At 54.7% G+C, this 15965-nt stretch carries 12 protein-coding genes and 3 tRNA genes; 4 read left to right on the top strand and 11 right to left on the bottom strand.

Annotation, left to right across the window (positions count from 1 at the left end):
* Nucleotides 1-66: 66 nt before the first annotated feature.
* The 6 genes from hfq to nnr form a co-directional block, all read right to left on the bottom strand.
* Entirely contained in the window at nt 67-372 is a 306-nt protein-coding gene (gene hfq / locus E0L21_RS04725) for an RNA chaperone Hfq (RefSeq protein ID WP_017459171.1), read from the bottom strand.
* Nucleotides 373-468: 96 nt separating this feature from the next.
* Complete coding sequence (miaA, locus tag E0L21_RS04720) at nt 469-1419, bottom strand: tRNA (adenosine(37)-N6)-dimethylallyltransferase MiaA (RefSeq protein WP_131407219.1); 951 nt, start codon at nt 1417-1419, stop codon at nt 469-471.
* Nucleotides 1412-3277, bottom strand: coding sequence for a DNA mismatch repair endonuclease MutL (gene mutL / locus E0L21_RS04715; protein WP_131407217.1), 1866 nt, complete (start codon nt 3275-3277; stop codon nt 1412-1414). Before mutL ends, miaA begins: the two co-directional genes overlap by 8 nt.
* A gap of 10 nt (nt 3278-3287) precedes the next feature.
* Nucleotides 3288-4616, bottom strand: a complete 1329-nt coding sequence (gene amiB / locus E0L21_RS04710) for an N-acetylmuramoyl-L-alanine amidase AmiB (protein WP_131407215.1) — start codon at nt 4614-4616, stop codon at nt 3288-3290.
* A gap of 16 nt (nt 4617-4632) precedes the next feature.
* On the bottom strand, nt 4633-5094 hold the full coding sequence (gene tsaE, locus E0L21_RS04705) for a tRNA (adenosine(37)-N6)-threonylcarbamoyltransferase complex ATPase subunit type 1 TsaE (protein WP_017459175.1): 462 nt from the start codon (nt 5092-5094) through the stop codon (nt 4633-4635).
* Entirely contained in the window at nt 5087-6613 is a 1527-nt protein-coding gene (gene nnr, locus E0L21_RS04700; protein ID WP_131407213.1) for a bifunctional ADP-dependent NAD(P)H-hydrate dehydratase/NAD(P)H-hydrate epimerase, read from the bottom strand. Before nnr ends, tsaE begins: the two co-directional genes overlap by 8 nt.
* On the opposite strand from nnr, the gene queG reads away from it, so the two are divergent.
* Complete coding sequence (gene queG, locus E0L21_RS04695) at nt 6612-7751, top strand: tRNA epoxyqueuosine(34) reductase QueG (RefSeq protein ID WP_131407211.1); 1140 nt, start codon at nt 6612-6614, stop codon at nt 7749-7751. The two genes, nnr and queG, sit on opposite strands and share 2 nt — an antisense overlap.
* A 269-nt stretch (nt 7752-8020) precedes the next feature.
* On the opposite strand, the gene E0L21_RS04690 is transcribed toward queG, so the two are convergent.
* The 4 genes from E0L21_RS04690 to orn form a co-directional block, all read right to left on the bottom strand.
* Nucleotides 8021-8096: transfer RNA gene (locus E0L21_RS04690), tRNA-Gly, on the bottom strand.
* A 73-nt stretch (nt 8097-8169) separates the two neighbouring features.
* A tRNA-Gly gene (locus tag E0L21_RS04685) sits at nt 8170-8245 on the bottom strand.
* 63 nt (nt 8246-8308) lie between these two features.
* Nucleotides 8309-8384, bottom strand: a tRNA-Gly gene (locus E0L21_RS04680).
* A gap of 256 nt (nt 8385-8640) precedes the next feature.
* On the bottom strand, nt 8641-9186 hold the full coding sequence (gene orn / locus E0L21_RS04675) for an oligoribonuclease (protein ID WP_131407209.1): 546 nt from the start codon (nt 9184-9186) through the stop codon (nt 8641-8643).
* Between the two features lie 94 nt (nt 9187-9280).
* Between orn and rsgA the strand changes: the two genes are divergently transcribed.
* From rsgA to mscM, 3 genes are all read left to right on the top strand, one after another.
* Nucleotides 9281-10327 carry a small ribosomal subunit biogenesis GTPase RsgA gene (rsgA, locus tag E0L21_RS04670; protein WP_170312051.1) on the top strand — a complete coding sequence of 349 codons (1047 nt, stop codon included), beginning with the start codon at nt 9281-9283 and terminating at the stop codon, nt 10325-10327.
* A gap of 108 nt (nt 10328-10435) precedes the next feature.
* Entirely contained in the window at nt 10436-11404 is a 969-nt protein-coding gene (gene asd / locus E0L21_RS04665; RefSeq protein WP_131407207.1) for an archaetidylserine decarboxylase, read from the top strand.
* A gap of 24 nt (nt 11405-11428) precedes the next feature.
* Nucleotides 11429-14761 (top strand): miniconductance mechanosensitive channel MscM, encoded by a 3333-nt coding sequence (mscM, locus tag E0L21_RS04660; RefSeq protein ID WP_131407205.1) that lies wholly within the window; start codon nt 11429-11431, stop codon nt 14759-14761.
* Nucleotides 14762-14814: 53 nt separating this feature from the next.
* On the opposite strand, the gene epmA is transcribed toward mscM, so the two are convergent.
* Nucleotides 14815-15792, bottom strand: coding sequence for an elongation factor P--(R)-beta-lysine ligase (gene epmA, locus E0L21_RS04655; protein WP_131407203.1), 978 nt, complete (start codon nt 15790-15792; stop codon nt 14815-14817).
* Nucleotides 15793-15965: the final 173 nt, after the last annotated feature.

Here is a 15965-nt window from a genome sequence, read left to right as displayed (position 1 = left end):
CTCATAAAATACCAGCGGGGAACACAGCTTTACTGGCTCCCCGATCTGGAAAATCAGCCGTCAACCTTACTCGGTCTCTTCGCCTTCCTGCTGTGCAGAGCCCTGCGCGTTGCTACCGTGATGGTAGTTACTGCTGGTACCGCCGCCGGCATTGTTGCTGTGATGAGAAACCGGACGAGATGGAACAACAGTTGAAATCGCGTGCTTATAGACCATCTGACTGACCGTGTTTTTCAACAGGATCACGAACTGATCGAAAGACTCAATTTGCCCTTGCAGCTTAATACCATTCACCAAATAAATTGAAACTGGAACACGTTCCCGACGCAGTGCGTTCAGGAACGGATCTTGTAAAGATTGCCCCTTAGCCATTCTATCTTTTCCTTATATGCTTGTTTTGTACTTAGAACCCGTAAGTTCTGAAAACTGCGTAAAAATTTGCGCGTCATACGACTTAATTGTACACATTCACCCTGCGATAGCACTAACAACCTGTAGCACGTCACGGTAAGACTTTTCTGGCTTTTCACTCTCTAGCCAGTGAACGCCATCCCAGCCCCGCAACCAGGTTATCTGCCGCTTGGCTAACTGCCTCGTCGCGCAAATACCTCGATAAACCATTTCATCGTATGAAATTTCGCCTTCAATGTATGACCACATCTGGCGGTACCCCACACAACGAATGGAAGGCATATCCGTATGCAAATCACCGCGAGCAAAAAGCGCCCGCACTTCTGCTTCAAAACCTGAAGCCAACATCTGATGAAAACGCTGCTCGATTCGTTGATGGAGCAGTTCACGGCTCGCCGGGGCGATGGCGAACTGATGCACCTGGTAAGGCAGAGCGTCTCCTGACGTTTGCGTCAGATCCGTTAAAGTTTTACCCGAAATGAAAAAAACTTCCAGTGCCCGGGAAAGCCTTTGCGGATCATTTGGATGAATCCGCGCTGCCGCAACGGGGTCGATCTCCCGTAACTGCTGATGCAACGCTTCCCATCCACGCTCTGCCGCCTGTTTTTCAATGTCTGCTCGCACTTGCGCGTCTGCTGACGGCAGGGGCGATAAACCTTCCAGCAGCGCCTTAAAATAGAGCATCGTACCGCCAACCAGCAGAGGAATACGCCCTGCATCGGTTATCTCTTTCATCTGGACCAGCGCATCGCGGCGAAAATCAGCAGCGGAATACGCTAACGCCGGATCGAGAATATCCAACAACCGGTGTGGCGCAGCTTGTAGCTCTTCCGCGCTCGGCTTGGCGGTACCAATATCCATTCCACGATAAATAAGGGCTGAATCTACGCTTATCAACTCTACTGGCAAAACTTTACGAAGCTCAATAGCTAATGCGGTTTTGCCGGAGGCCGTCGGCCCCATCAAAAAAATAGCCTTCGGCAGGCCAGCCTTACTCACTTCACTCATTTTTCAGGGCGTTCATCGCCGTTTGTAAATCAACAGGTTGTAATAAACCATCCGGCGGGGTCTTCACCAGATGCGGACAAAGCCGTTCAACATCGGCAAGCAGGGTTATCGCCTGCGCCACACTCCATTCGGGATGTTCACTCGCCAGTTGGCGCGCCAGCCAGTGAGCAATATTCACCGCATCAATGCTTGTCTGCTGCGCCAGGTAGCCTATCAGAGCGGGAATCAAGATTTGTAAATTTTGTTGGCGCAAGGGTAAAGGCACTGCGCGAATGGTCACGTGTTGGCCATCGGGAACAAATTCGATGCCCATTTCCGCAAGCACTGTCTGGGCACGCTTCAATACCGCGCTCTCTTGCGCTGAGATTTTTAAACGCACCGGAATTAACAACGGCTGACCGCAGGCAGGCGCGTGGTCAGGCGACAGCTGTGCATGGCGCAACCAGCGTTCAGCAACCGGCAGCGCCAGTAACGCCAGTTTTCCGTCACGCTCAAGTAGCGCGAAGTACGGTGCAATAAGCGTCAATACACGACCGAAACTCTGGCTGTGCCCGTCCAATGCCGGAGCTGCGGGCTTCGATTTTTCAGCTTTACGCTCAGCAACGGGAGTTTCCAGCAATTGCCGATAGAGCGCCCCTTGCTGTTTCTGATAACCCGGCTGCGCGTTTGGCCACGGCTGAGCACCTGCGGTACTGTTACGCGCGCCCTCAGACGGGGCAGGAGAAGATGTTGAAAAACGCGGCGCTTGCGGCTCGCGAGCAATTAAAGGTTCGGCAAACTGGTTACGCCCTGCCGCCACGCGATTTTCCGGCAGCGCCCTTGGGCCAGGATCTTCAGAAAGCGGTAGCGGTGTTTCCATCTGCTGTTGCAGCACACTCACCACGCCCTGGTAGATGAAATCATGCACCAGGCGCGACTGATGAAAACGCACTTCATGTTTTGCCGGATGCACATTCACATCCACTTGATGCGGATCGATTTCCAGATAGAGCACAAACGCTGGCTGCTGATCCGCACCCAGCTTATCTTCACACGCCTGGCGAATGGCGTGATTGATCAGCCGATCGCGCATCATGCGGCCATTGACATAGCAATATTGGATTTCAGCGAAAGCACTGGAAGTCGTTTTGGGATCGGCCACCCAGCCGCGTAACGCTAAGTCACCATGCTGCCACTCAATGGCCAGCGCCTGCTCTAAAAATGCCGTACCGCAAATAGCGCCAAGGCGGCGCTCTTTCTGTCCCCCTTCCGCAACGGCACGGTACTGACGCACCAGTTTACCGTTGTGGTTGAGGTTAAGGGTGACATCAAAACGCGCTAGCGCGATGCGGCGGATCACTTCATCAATATGGCCGAACTCGGTTTTTTCCGTGCGCATAAATTTGCGCCGCGCCGGCGTGTTGTAAAACAGATCCAGCACTTCAAGCGTTGTGCCCACCGGGTGCGCAGCGGGTTTCACCGTCACCGCCATTTCGCGTCCTTCGGCGTAAGCCTGCCAGGCTTCTTGCTGTTCGGCAGTGCGGGAAGTCAATGTTAAGCGGGAAACAGAGCTGATACTCGCCAGCGCTTCGCCGCGAAAACCGAGGCTAATGATCGCTTCCAGGTCATCCAGAGAAGCGATTTTGCTGGTAGCGTGACGCGCCAGCGCCAGCGCCAGCTCCTCTTTTTTGATGCCAACACCGTTATCACGGATACGAATCAATTTTGCGCCGCCGCGTTCGATATCGATATCAATACGCGTAGCGCCAGCATCAAGGCTGTTTTCCACTAACTCTTTCACCACCGACGCAGGGCGCTCAACCACTTCGCCCGCAGCGATCTGGTTCGCAAGCTGTGGCGGTAAAACCTGTATCGGCATGAAAAAATCCTTAGTTGAGCAGCCCGTTAGCAGATGAGCCCGCGCTGGCAGTTTGCCCGCCGCTCTGCGGTGCGGATTGCAACGGATGTGCGAGGAAATAGTTACGCAACCCACCGTAAATCGCTTCGGCAATTTGCTGCTGGTAGGCATCGCTTCCCAGTAGCCGCTCTTCGCTACTGTTACTGATAAAACCGGTTTCTACCAGCACAGACGGAATATCCGGCGAGCGTAGAACGCCAAGGCTGGCATGTTCCGGGCGGCGTTTATGCAATGCACCGATGCGCTGAAGCTGGCTGAGCATACTGGTGGCGACATCATAGCCGACACGCTGGGAATGGCCGAACTGTAAATCCAGCACCGCCTGGCTCAGATAAGGGTCAGACTGGCTATTTGCCAGTACATCACCCGCACCGCCGAGCAGCTCGGACTGTTTCTCATGCTGCTCCAGCCAGCCTGCCATTTCACTGTTTGCACGGCGGTTCGACAGCACCCATACCGACGCCCCCGTCGCATCACGGTTAGGCGCAGCATCTGCATGAATCGAAACAAGAAAGTTTGCATTCTGCTTACGCGCCACGTCTGAGCGGCCCATCACCGAAATAAAGTAATCACCATCGCGCGTCATGACCGGTTTGAACATGGGATCACCATTCAGTAACGCCCGCAGTTTCCGTGCGATAGAGATAGTGACGTTTTTCTCCTGCGTTCCACCTGCGCCAATCGCGCCGGGATCCTGGCCGCCGTGCCCGGCATCGATGGCAATCACCACTTTATCGCCAGAAGCCGCACGCGACTGCACCGCAGGCCGCGTGATGGTGTTACTGCTGGTGACGCTGGTGATGCGATCGTTTTCGCCTTTAAACGGATTACGCCCCGGAGCCGTTTGTTGCGGCATAACCGCCGGGGTTTCGGCTCGTTTCACCACTACTTTTGGCGGCGGTGGAGGCGGAGGAACGTCGGCGTCGATAGTAAAGACCACCGTGTAGCCCGCACCGCTTTGCTGTTTCACGGCGCGGGTTTTACCGTTCTGCGTCAGATCCACCACCAACCGAATCGACTGGTTATCCTGCGCGGCACCGGCCCGAATGCTTCTCACCAGATTGTTGCCACTGAACTGCAGCGGCAATCCCTGAATCACGCCGGTCTGTTTAATATCCAGCGCAACGCTGCGTTTACCCTGCTGAGAAAACGAATAGTCAGGATCGCCCATGAAACTGAAGGTAATACGCGCCTGGCTATCGCCATTCGACACCTGAATATCCGCTAAACTCGCCGCACTCACCTGCGTACACAACAGTAACAACGCGAGTGCCAACCAACTTTTCACGCGACAGATCATTCCGTCATCCTTCCGGTTAACCGGCCATACGTGCCAGTAACGAATCGCCAGATGAGGATACAGCGCTAATGCGCGCCTCACGCCCCTGCGCCTGATAATCTAAATGGATTTCGACATCCGGGTCAGGCAGTACACCCGCACCTTGTTGCGGCCACTCGACCAGGCAAATCGCATCGTTGGCAAAATAATCACGGATCCCCATAAATTCCAGCTCCTCCGGGTCCGCAAGGCGGTACAAATCGAAGTGATACACCATTAATTTATCGAGCGTGTAAGGTTCAACCAGTGTGTAAGTCGGGCTTTTGACGTTGCCGTTATGGCCTAAAGCCTGCAAAAATCCCCGGCTAAAGGTGGTTTTACCTGCACCAAGATCGCCATATAAATAAATCACTGTCGCGCCGTCGCAGGCCTGCGCCACACGCTTGCCGAGATCCAGTGTTGATTGCTCGTCAGGTAAAGGAATAACTCGATTAATCATCTTCTGTTTCAATTACATCCGGGTTAACAACACGCAACAGCGTGCTAAAAAGATCGGTTGCCAGCATACCGCGCTGGCCGTACTGTGCCGCGAGGCGGTCGGCTGCCGCGCCGTGCGCGACACATCCGGCGCAGGCCGCATCATACAGACTCAATTTTTGCCCCAGTAGCGAACCAATAATGCCTGACAGCACATCGCCCATTCCGCCACTTGCCATCCCGGCGTTACCGGCATCAATAATGCCCGTGTCGCCCTTGTCGCTCGCGATAACCGTGCCCGCACCTTTCAGTACGACAACACCTGCGTAACGTTGTACCAGACGCCGGGCGGAAAGTAAGCGGTCGCTTTCAATTTCCGCCACGCTACAGTTAAGCAAGCGAGCGGCTTCGCCGGGGTGTGGCGTTAAAACGCGATTGTGACGTTTATCGGGATTGATTGCCAGAAGGTTCAGCGCATCCGCATCCCATAACATCGGTTTGCGAAAATTTTCCACTTTCTGTAGCGCCTTTTTACCCCACTCCTGTTGCCCAAGACCGGGGCCGATGACCACCACATCCGCCCATTCAAGGCTCTCATCCAGTGACTCGGCGGTGAGTTCGTGCACCATCAACTCCGGGCGCGCGGTAATAATGGGCGGGATATTCTCACTACGCGTCAGTACCCGCACCAGGCCTGCGCCTGCGCGCAACGCGGCCTCTCCCGCCATGCGCACCGCGCCTGCCGTTCCGCGATCGCCGCCGATAATCACCAGCCGCCCGAAATCGCCTTTATGCGAAGTAGGACGCCGTGGCGTAAACCACTGGGTAAGCAGGCTGGCATCAAAACGGGAAATAGACGTTTGCTGGGCTGAAAGCCAGGCGTCAAGCCCCAGCGCATGGTGATGTAATTGACCAACCACATCGCGCGCTTTGCCCGTTAGTAAGCCGGGTTTAAGGGCGATAAACGTTACCGTATGACGTGCCTGCATCACCGCACCAGCAGCCGCACCGGTTTGCGCATTCAGGCCAGAGGGAATATCCAGCGCCAGCACGGGAGCCAGGTGAGCATTGGCATGATCAATAAGCGCCGCCACATCATCGCGCGGCGCGCGAGTGAGACCGGTGCCAAGCAGTGCATCAATAATGAGATCAACCTCTTCTGGCCACAAAACGTCAGCCGCATGGATCTCGCCGCCCGCGTTGAGCCATGCATCGCGTGCCTGTGCTGCCTCTTCCGGCAGCGGTTTGTTGCCTTCCAGTGCCAGCAACGTCACGGAAAGCCCCGCCGACGCCGCTAAACGCGCCACCACATAGCCGTCACCACCGTTATTGCCGTGGCCGCAAAGCACGAGCCAGCAGCGCGCATCAGGAAACTGTTCCCGCGCAATGTTGAATGCCGCTTCTCCCGCGCGCTGCATCAGTTCATAAAGCGTAATGCCGAGGCTATCTGCCGCCTCTTTTTCAGCGCGTTTGAGGTCCTCAGCAGGCCAGACAGAGTGTGGTATACTTGCTGCGATTTTCTTCATTGTATGGTCCGTCATGTCAGAACCCCTCGATCTCAATCATTTAGCGCAACAAATCAAACAGTGGGGCACTGAACTGGGTTTTCAGCAGGTCGGTATTACCGATACCGATCTCAGCGCCAGCGAACCTGCACTACAGGCATGGCTGGATAAACAATATCACGGTGAGATGGAGTGGATGGCGCGTCACGGTATGATGCGCGCCCGCCCCCACGAGCTTCTCCCCGGCACACTGCGCGTTATCAGCGTGCGAATGAACTACCTTCCCGCACAAGCGGCCTTTGCCAGCACGTTGAAAAACCCGGCGCTCGGGTATGTCAGCCGTTATGCGCTGGGTCGCGATTACCATAAGCTGCTGCGTAATCGATTAAAAAAACTCGGCGAAATGATCCAACAGCAATGTGCTTCGCTGAATTTTAGACCTTTTGTCGATTCTGCGCCCATTCTTGAACGCCCGCTGGCGGAAAAAGCCGGGCTTGGCTGGACAGGTAAGCACTCACTCATCTTGAGCCGAGACGCAGGATCGTTCTTTTTCCTCGGCGAGTTATTGGTCGATTTACCGCTGCCCATCGACCAACCGGTAGAAGAAGGCTGTGGCCGCTGTGTGGCCTGCATGACCATCTGCCCGACCGGCGCGATTGTCGAACCTTACACGGTTGATGCCCGGCGCTGCATTTCTTATCTCACCATTGAACTGGAAGGCGCTATCCCTGAAGAGTTTCGTCCGCTGATAGGCAATCGGATCTATGGCTGCGACGATTGTCAGTTGATCTGCCCGTGGAACCGCTTCTCTCAGCTAACCGACGAAGAGGATTTTAGCCCGCGTAAAGCGCTACACGCCCCAGAGTTGATTGAACTGTTCAGTTGGACCGAGGCGTATTTTTTGAAAGTCACTGAGGGTTCGGCCATCCGCCGCATTGGTCATTTGCGCTGGCTGCGAAATATCGCCGTTGCGCTGGGGAATGCGCCGTGGGATGCAGCCAATATTCAGGCACTGGAGCAACGAAATGGTGAGCACCCACTTCTCGACGAACACATACAGTGGGCGATTGCGCAGCAAATTGAGAAGCGTAATGCCTGCAAAGTGGAAGTACAAACGTCGAAAAAACAACGGCTGGTGCGGGTGGTTGAAAAAGGGCTGCCGCGCGATGCCTGAGCCATCCACAGCTTGTGTATAAAATTAAAAACACATTACGATTCAACGTTCACAAAATCGTCAAGCGATCGCGTTAACAGTTTGAAATGTTATTTTCTTATTTATTTTCAATAAATTAAAATAAAACCGTTTGCTTATTGAAGTAATCGTTGTATTGCGAATGAAAGGCTCGCCTGTGGATAAGTCTGTTCACAAACGTTTAGCGAAGACAATAAAAAACGTCCCCAACGAGGAAACTCGCTGTGGATAATTTATTGGATTTGAAAATTTGGAGCGGGAAACGAGACTCGAACTCGCGACCCCGACCTTGGCAAGGTCGTGCTCTACCAACTGAGCTATTCCCGCATACTTATCTGGTTTGGCTTGCTTGCCGTCACCAGTAAATCTGGATGGTGCGTGCCTTTCGGCATTTCAAATTTGGAGCGGGAAACGAGACTCGAACTCGCGACCCCGACCTTGGCAAGGTCGTGCTCTACCAACTGAGCTATTCCCGCATATTTATCTGGATTCGACGTCAATGACAAAACCAGTAAATTTGGATGGTGCATTTCAAATTTTGGAGCGGGAAACGAGACTCGAACTCGCGACCCCGACCTTGGCAAGGTCGTGCTCTACCAACTGAGCTATTCCCGCTTATCATCGATTTTTCAGGAACTTGCTTACGCTTTTCACTAAAATATCGTGACGCCGTGTTGCACATTTCTGTGTCTTCACGGGAGGCGCATTATACGAGAAATCCTTCCTGCTGCAAGCCCCCGAAAGCAAATTTTCGCTTTTTTTGTTCAAGTGCCGATTAAATCGACAAAACGCGCATTTTTCCAGCAAAGTCGCGCCATTAGCGGCTTACAGAGCCGAAGCTAAAAATTTCCGGCTCCGCATCACTTGTACATTACAGCTTAATAAAATGCTCGCGATAATAAGCCAGCTCCGCCACCGATTCGCGAATATCATCCAACGCCTGATGGGTGTTCTGCTTTTTCAGACCGTCCAGCACTTCCGGTTTCCAGCGGCGCGCCAGCTCTTTCAGGGTGCTGACATCCAGGTAACGGTAGTGAAAATAGGCTTCAAGCTCCGGCATGTACTTAAACAGAAAGCGGCGATCCTGGCCAATACTGTTACCGCAAATGGGCGATTTACCCGCTGGCACCCACTCTTTCAGGAACTCGATAGTCGCCAGTTCCGCCGCACGGTCATCCAGTTGACTGGCTTTGACGCGATCCACCAAGCCGCTGCCGGTATGGGTGCGTACGTTCCAGTCATCCATCAGCGCCAATTGCGCATCGGATTGGTGTACCGCAATTACCGGACCTTCCGCCAGAATGTTCAGGTTTGCATCGGTCACCAGCGTCGCGATTTCAATAATGCGATCGCGCTCGGGATCTAACCCCGTCATTTCAAGATCGATCCAAATGAGGTTGTTTTCATTTGCGCTCATGCTATTTTCCACCCTTCTCGCGTAACTATATTCATCTAAAATTGCGTGTATCATAGTCGTTTTGCCCATCCGGGGCGACCAGGAGCCAGCACGATTGAGTAAAAATAAACTCTCCAAAGGGCAGCAGCGCCGCGTAAATGCGAACCACCAGCGCCGACTAACAACGTCTGCGGAGAAAGCTGACTACGATGACAACCTGTTCGGCGATACGTCCGAAGGGGTGGTGATCAGCCGTTTTGGCATGCATGCCGATGTGGAATCCGCCGATGGCGAAGTGCATCGCTGCAACATACGGCGAACTATCCGCTCGCTGGTCACCGGTGACCGCGTGGTGTGGCGACCAGGTAAAGAAGCCGCGGAAGGTGTCACCGTAAAAGGTATTGTTGAAGCCGTACATGAGCGCACCTCGGTGCTGACGCGCCCCGACTTTTACGATGGCGTCAAACCGATCGCAGCAAACATCGACCAGATCGTGGTGGTTTCCGCCATCCTGCCTGAGCTGTCGCTCAATATCATCGACCGCTATCTGGTGGCGTGTGAAGCCTTACAGGTTGAGCCGTTGATTGTGCTGAACAAAATCGATCTGCTGGATGACGACAGCTTACGCTTCGTTAACGAGCAGATGGATATCTACCGTGGAATTGGCTACAAAGTGTTAATGGTTTCAAGCCACAGGCAAGACGGGCTGGCACCACTTGTCGAAGCCTTGACCGACCGCATCAGTATCTTCGCCGGCCAGTCCGGGGTGGGGAAATCGAGCCTGCTCAATGCGCTGCTCGGTTTGCAAGGAAAGCAAATCCTCACCAACGATGTTTCCGACGCATCTGGCCTGGGCCAGCACACCACTACCGCTGCGCGGCTTTATCATTTCCCGCATGGCGGCGATGTGATTGATTCGCCTGGCGTTCGTGAGTTTGGCCTCTGGCATCTCGAACCGGAACAAATCACTAACGGTTTTGTCGAATTCCATGACTATCTTGGTCATTGCAAATACCGCGACTGTAAGCACGATACCGACCCGGGTTGCGCCATCCGCGAAGCGGTAGAGAAAGGCGAAATTGCCAAGAGCCGGTTTGAAAACTACCACCGCATTCTCGAGAGCATGTCGCAGGTAAAAACGCGTAAAAGCTTTTCTGAATAGGATGACTGACAACTACGCTTAGCATCGCTAAAATCGTCCCCCTTTTTAAAGGCTTCGGCGCTTATGCGCCGGGTCAGGAACGACAAAAACAATAGCCTGGAGGCTACCTTGTTAAATTCATTTAAACTTTCGCTTCAATACATTCTGCCGAAACTGTGGCTCACTCGCCTGGCGGGCTGGGGCGCAAGTAAACGTGCAGGCTGGCTGACCAAACTGGTTATCGATCTGTTCGTGAAATACTACAAGGTCGATATGAAAGAAGCGCAGAAGCCAGACACCGCCAGCTACCGCACTTTTAACGACTTTTTCGTCCGCCCGCTGCGTGACGAAGTGCGCCCGCTTAACACCGATCCGAACGTACTGGTGATGCCGGCGGACGGCGTCGTTAGCCAGCTTGGCGCAATCGACAATGATAAAATCCTGCAGGCCAAAGGGCATAATTACAGCCTGGAAGCGCTGCTGGCGGGCAACTATCTGATGGCGGACCTGTTCCGTAACGGTAGCTTTGTTACCACGTATCTCTCGCCGCGCGATTATCACCGCGTTCATATGCCGTGCAACGGTATCCTGCGCGAAATGATTTACGTGCCGGGCGATCTCTTCTCCGTGAACCATTTGACGGCGCAGAACGTGCCGAACCTGTTTGCACGTAACGAGCGGGTGATCTGCCTGTTTGAGACCGAGTTCGGCCCGATGGCGCAAATTCTTGTTGGTGCGACGATTGTCGGCAGCATCGAAACCGTATGGGCGGGTACCGTTACTCCGCCGCGCGAAGGCATCATCAAACGCTGGACCTGGCCTGCCGGTGAAAGCGAAGGTGCGGTTGCGCTGCTGAAAGGCCAGGAGATGGGCCGCTTTAAACTTGGCTCCACGGTGATTAACTTATTTGCGCCGGGCAAAGTGAATTTAGTCGAGCAGTTACAGAGCCTGTCAGTCACCAAAATTGGCCAACCGCTGGCGGTTTCCGCCGAAACCTTCGCGCCTGTTGATGCAGAACCGGCACCGCTCCCGGAAGCGGAAATCAAAGCAGAGCATGACGCCAGCCCGCTGGTAGATGACAAGCAAGACGAAAGCTAATCCTTAACGACCCGGGAGACTGATGTGCGCCTGATTATCGTTTTTCTGATGGCCTGGTGCCTCAGCCTGGGGGCTATCGCTGCAACAGCCCCCGATGCCCGACAAATCGCCCAGGAGCTGGAGCAAGCCAAGGCGGCGAAAAACACGCCGGATCAGGCAGAAACCGTCGAGGTACTCCAGGCGGCGCTAAACGCGCTCGAAGAACGTAAAGGTTCGCTCGAGCGCGCCAAACAATATCAAGAAGTCATTGATAACTTCCCTAAACTCTCCAGAACGTTGCGCGCGCAGCTGGATAACCTGCGCGACGAACCGAAACCCGCGCCAGCGGGCATGAGTAGCGATGCGCTAAATCAGGAGATCCTGCAAGTCAGCAGCCAGTTGCTGGAAAAAACCCGTTTAGCCCAGCAGGAGCAGGAGCGCGCCCGGGAAATTAGCGATTCGCTAAGCCAGCTACCGCAGCAGCAAACCGATGCGCGCCGCCAGGTCACCGAAGTGGAACGCCGCCTCGGCACACAAAACAGCAATACTCCGCTGGCACAAGCACAAAACTTTGGCGCACAGGCGGAATCGGCAAAGCTGAAAGCGCTGGTTGACGAACTGGAGTTGGCGCAGTTATCGGCAAATAACCGCCAGGAGCTGGCGCGTATGCGCTCCGAGCTGGCGCAAAAACAGAGCCAGCAATTAGATGCTTATTTGCAAGCGTTGCGTAATCAACTCAATAGCCAGCGCCAGCGCGAAGCAGAACAAGCGCTGGAGAGCACCGAATTACTGGCGGAAAACAGCGCCAACTTACCGGCGGGGATTGTCGAGCAGTTCCGCATTAACCGTGAGCTGTCACAGGCACTGAACCAGCAGGCGCAGCGCATGGATTTGGTGGCCTCACAGCAGCGGCAGGCTACCGGGCAGACATTACAGGTTCGTCAGGCGCTAAATACCCTGCGCGAGCAATCGCAATGGCTTGGCGCGTCCAATATGCTGGGCGAAGCGTTGCGCGCGCAGGTCGCTCGTCTGCCAGAGATGCCAAAACCACAGCAACTGGATACCGAAATGGCGCAGTTACGTGTGCATCGCATGCGCTATGAAGATCTGTTGAATAAGCAGCCGCAACTGCGACAAATCCGCCAGGCGGATGGCCAGCCGCTGACGGCTGAGCAAAACCGCATTCTGGAAGCGCAACTTCGCACCCAGCGCGAGCTGCTGAACTCGCTATTACAGGGCGGCGATACGCTGATCCTTGAGCTCACCAAGCTCAAAGTTTCCAATAGCCAGTTGGAAGATGCGCTAAAAGAAGTTAATGAAGCCACCCATCGCTACTTATTCTGGACGGCGGACGTCAGCCCTATCTCTTTTTCCTGGCCGATTGAGATCGTACAGGATCTGCGGCGCTTGCTATCGCTCGACACCATCAGCCAGTTGGGCAAAGCCAGCGCCATGATGCTTACCAGCAAAGAGACGCTATTTCCGCTGTTTGGTGCGTTGCTGTTGGTGGGCTTTAGCATTTACTCCCGCCGTCACTTTACGCGCTTTCTGGAGCGTTCCAGCGCCCGCGTGGGCAAAGTGACGCAGGATCACTTCTGGCTCACCATGCGTACCGTATTCTGGTCAATTCTGGTCGCGTCGCCGCTGCCGGTATTATGGAAAACGCTCGGCTATGGATTGCAGGAAGCCTGGCCCTACCCGCTGGCGGTGGCGATTGGCGATGGCGTGACAGCCACCGTGCCGCTGCTGTGGGTAGTGATGATTTGTGCCACGTTCGCCCGACCGACCGGCTTGTTTGTCGCCCACTTTGGCTGGCCGCGTAACCGCGTGGCTCGCGGCATGCGCTACTATCTGATGAGCATCGGCTTTATTGTGCCGCTGATCATGGCGCTGATCATGTTTGATAACCTTAACGACCGTGAGTTCTCCGCGTCGCTGGGGCGACTCTGTTTTATTCTGATTTGTGGGGCGCTGGCGATCGTGACGCTCAGCCTGAAACGCGCTGGGATCCCACTGTATGTCGATAAAGCAGGCAACAGCGACAATATGCCCAATCACCTGCTGTGGAACCTGCTGCTGAGTGCGCCTCTGGCGGCGATTCTGGCCGCCTGCGTTGGTTATCTGGCCACGGCGCAGGCGCTGCTTGCGCGTCTGGAAACCTCGGTCGCCATCTGGTTTCTGCTGCTGGTGGTGTATCACATCATCCGCCGCTGGATGCTGATCCAGCGCCGCCGTCTGGCCTTTGAACGCGCCCGTCACCGCCGCGCAGAGATTCTCGCCCAGCGCGCCCGAGGTGAAGAAGATGTTCCCCATCACACCAGCACCGAAGGCACTGCCGAGGTGGATGAGCCGGAAGTCGATCTTGATGCCATCAGCGTGCAGTCATTGCGTCTGGTGCGTTCGATCCTGATGTTGATCGCCCTGCTGTCAGTGATTGTGCTGTGGTCCGAGATCCATTCCGCCTTTGGCTTTCTGGAAAACATCCCGCTGTGGGATGTCACCTCGACGGTACAAGGCGTGGAAAGCCTAGAGCCCATCACCCTCGGCGCGGTACTGATCGCCATTCTGGTGTTTATTATCACCACCCAACTGGTGCGCAACCTCCCCGCATTGCTGGAGCTGGCGCTGTTACAACACCTGGATCTGGCACCGGGCACTGGTTACGCCATCACCACCATCACCAAATACCTGCTGATGTTGTTTGGCGGGTTAGTTGGTTTCTCAATGATCGGCATTGAGTGGGCCAAATTACAGTGGCTGGTCGCGGCGCTCGGTGTTGGGCTTGGTTTTGGCTTGCAGGAGATTTTCGCCAACTTTATCTCTGGCCTGATTATCCTGTTTGAAAAACCGATCCGCATTGGCGATACGGTAACTATCCGCGATCTAACCGGCAGCATCACCAAGATCAATACTCGCGCGACGACTATCAGCGACTGGGATCGCAAAGAGATCATCGTGCCAAACAAAGCATTTATCACCGAGCAGTTTATTAACTGGTCGTTGTCAGATTCGGTCACGCGCGTTGTGCTGACGGTACCGGCGCCAGCCGATGCCAACAGCGAAGAGGTCACGCAGATTCTTTACACCGCAGCCGAACGCTGTTCGCTGGTGATTGATAACCCGGCGCCGGAAGTGTTCCTCGTCGACTTGCAGCAAGGCCTGCAACTGTTTGAGTTGCGCATTTATGCGGCGGAGATGGGACATCGCATGCCGCTGCGCCACGAAATCCACCAGTTGATTCTGGCGGGCTTCCGCGAACACGGTATTGATTTGCCGTTCCCGCCGTTCCAGATGCGCCTGGAGAGCCTCGATGGCAAACGCAGCGCAAGAACGCTGACGTCCTCAGGCAAAAGTAGCCGCCCGGCGGGCAGCTTGTAAGCCAACAAAAAAGGCGCCTCAGGCGCCTTTTTTACTGTCAACTCATCGGGTCATCAGGCCCGATCAACGGTAAATGCAATCACATCCGCCAGGCTTTCAGCTTGCAGCGCCAGCATCACCAGACGGTCAACACCCAGCGCTACGCCGGAGCAATCCGGCAGGCCGGCTTTCAGCGCTTCCAGCAGATTTACATCCACGGGTTGCTGCGGTAAACCGCGCGCGGCACGTTTGCGATTATCCTGCTCGAAACGCTGCTGCTGTTCGCGGGCATCGGTCAGCTCATGGAAACCGTTCGCCAGCTCGATGCCTTTGAAATAAACTTCAAAGCGTTCCGCAACACGGTGATCTTCCGTGCTGATCTGCGCCAGCGCCGCCTGGCTTGCCGGGAAATGATATACAAAAGCCGGACGATCTTTACCGATCTGCGGCTCAACGCCCATAGTGAACAGCAATTGCAGCAGCGTATCTCTGTCTTCTTCCGTATCGGCGATATTGCTCAGATCGAGTTTCGCCGCCGCTTCACGCAACTGGGTTTTATCTGCCGAGAGTGGGTCGATTTCGAGATAACGCTGGAAAGCCTGCTGGTAAGAGAGCGACTCTGCAGCCGGGCACTCCAGCACCTGTTGCAGCAAATCATCCACTTCGTTCATTAGGCGATACATGTCGTAGTGCGGGCGATACCACTCCAGCATAGTGAATTCAGGGTTGTGATGGCGACCCATCTCTTCGTTGCGAAAGCTTCTGCACAGCTGGAAAACAGGGCCACAACCCGCTGCCAGCAGACGTTTCATGTGGTATTCCGGGCTGGTCATCAAATAGAGATTAAGCCCCTGAGAGTGGCCAGGGCCAACAAAACGGGTCTCGAACGGGAACAGGTGAATATCTGTCACCGTCGCCTGGCTCATACAGGGCGTTTCCACCTCAAGCACACCGCGATCGGCAAAGAAACGGCGAATTTCCGCCATAATTACCGCGCGTTTCAATAGGTTGGGGATGGATGCGCTCGGCTGCCAGGTTGCCGTCTCGCTCATGGTACTTTCTCCGATTTCAGACAAGGGCACGAAGTCTACCCGCATCGATCCGCAGAGACAAATTTTGCGCAGAATAATTTCATTAATGTCGTCTATAACTAGATGGGTAAACATTTAATGGTGATATCAATCAAGATCGATGACATATCACCACAAAGAACAGCAAAAAAATC

The organism is Kosakonia quasisacchari (assembly GCF_004331415.1).
Lineage (GTDB): Bacteria > Pseudomonadota > Gammaproteobacteria > Enterobacterales > Enterobacteriaceae > Kosakonia > Kosakonia quasisacchari.
Note: the sequence above shows the minus strand (reverse complement) of the source record. Positions and strands in the feature narration are given on the sequence as shown.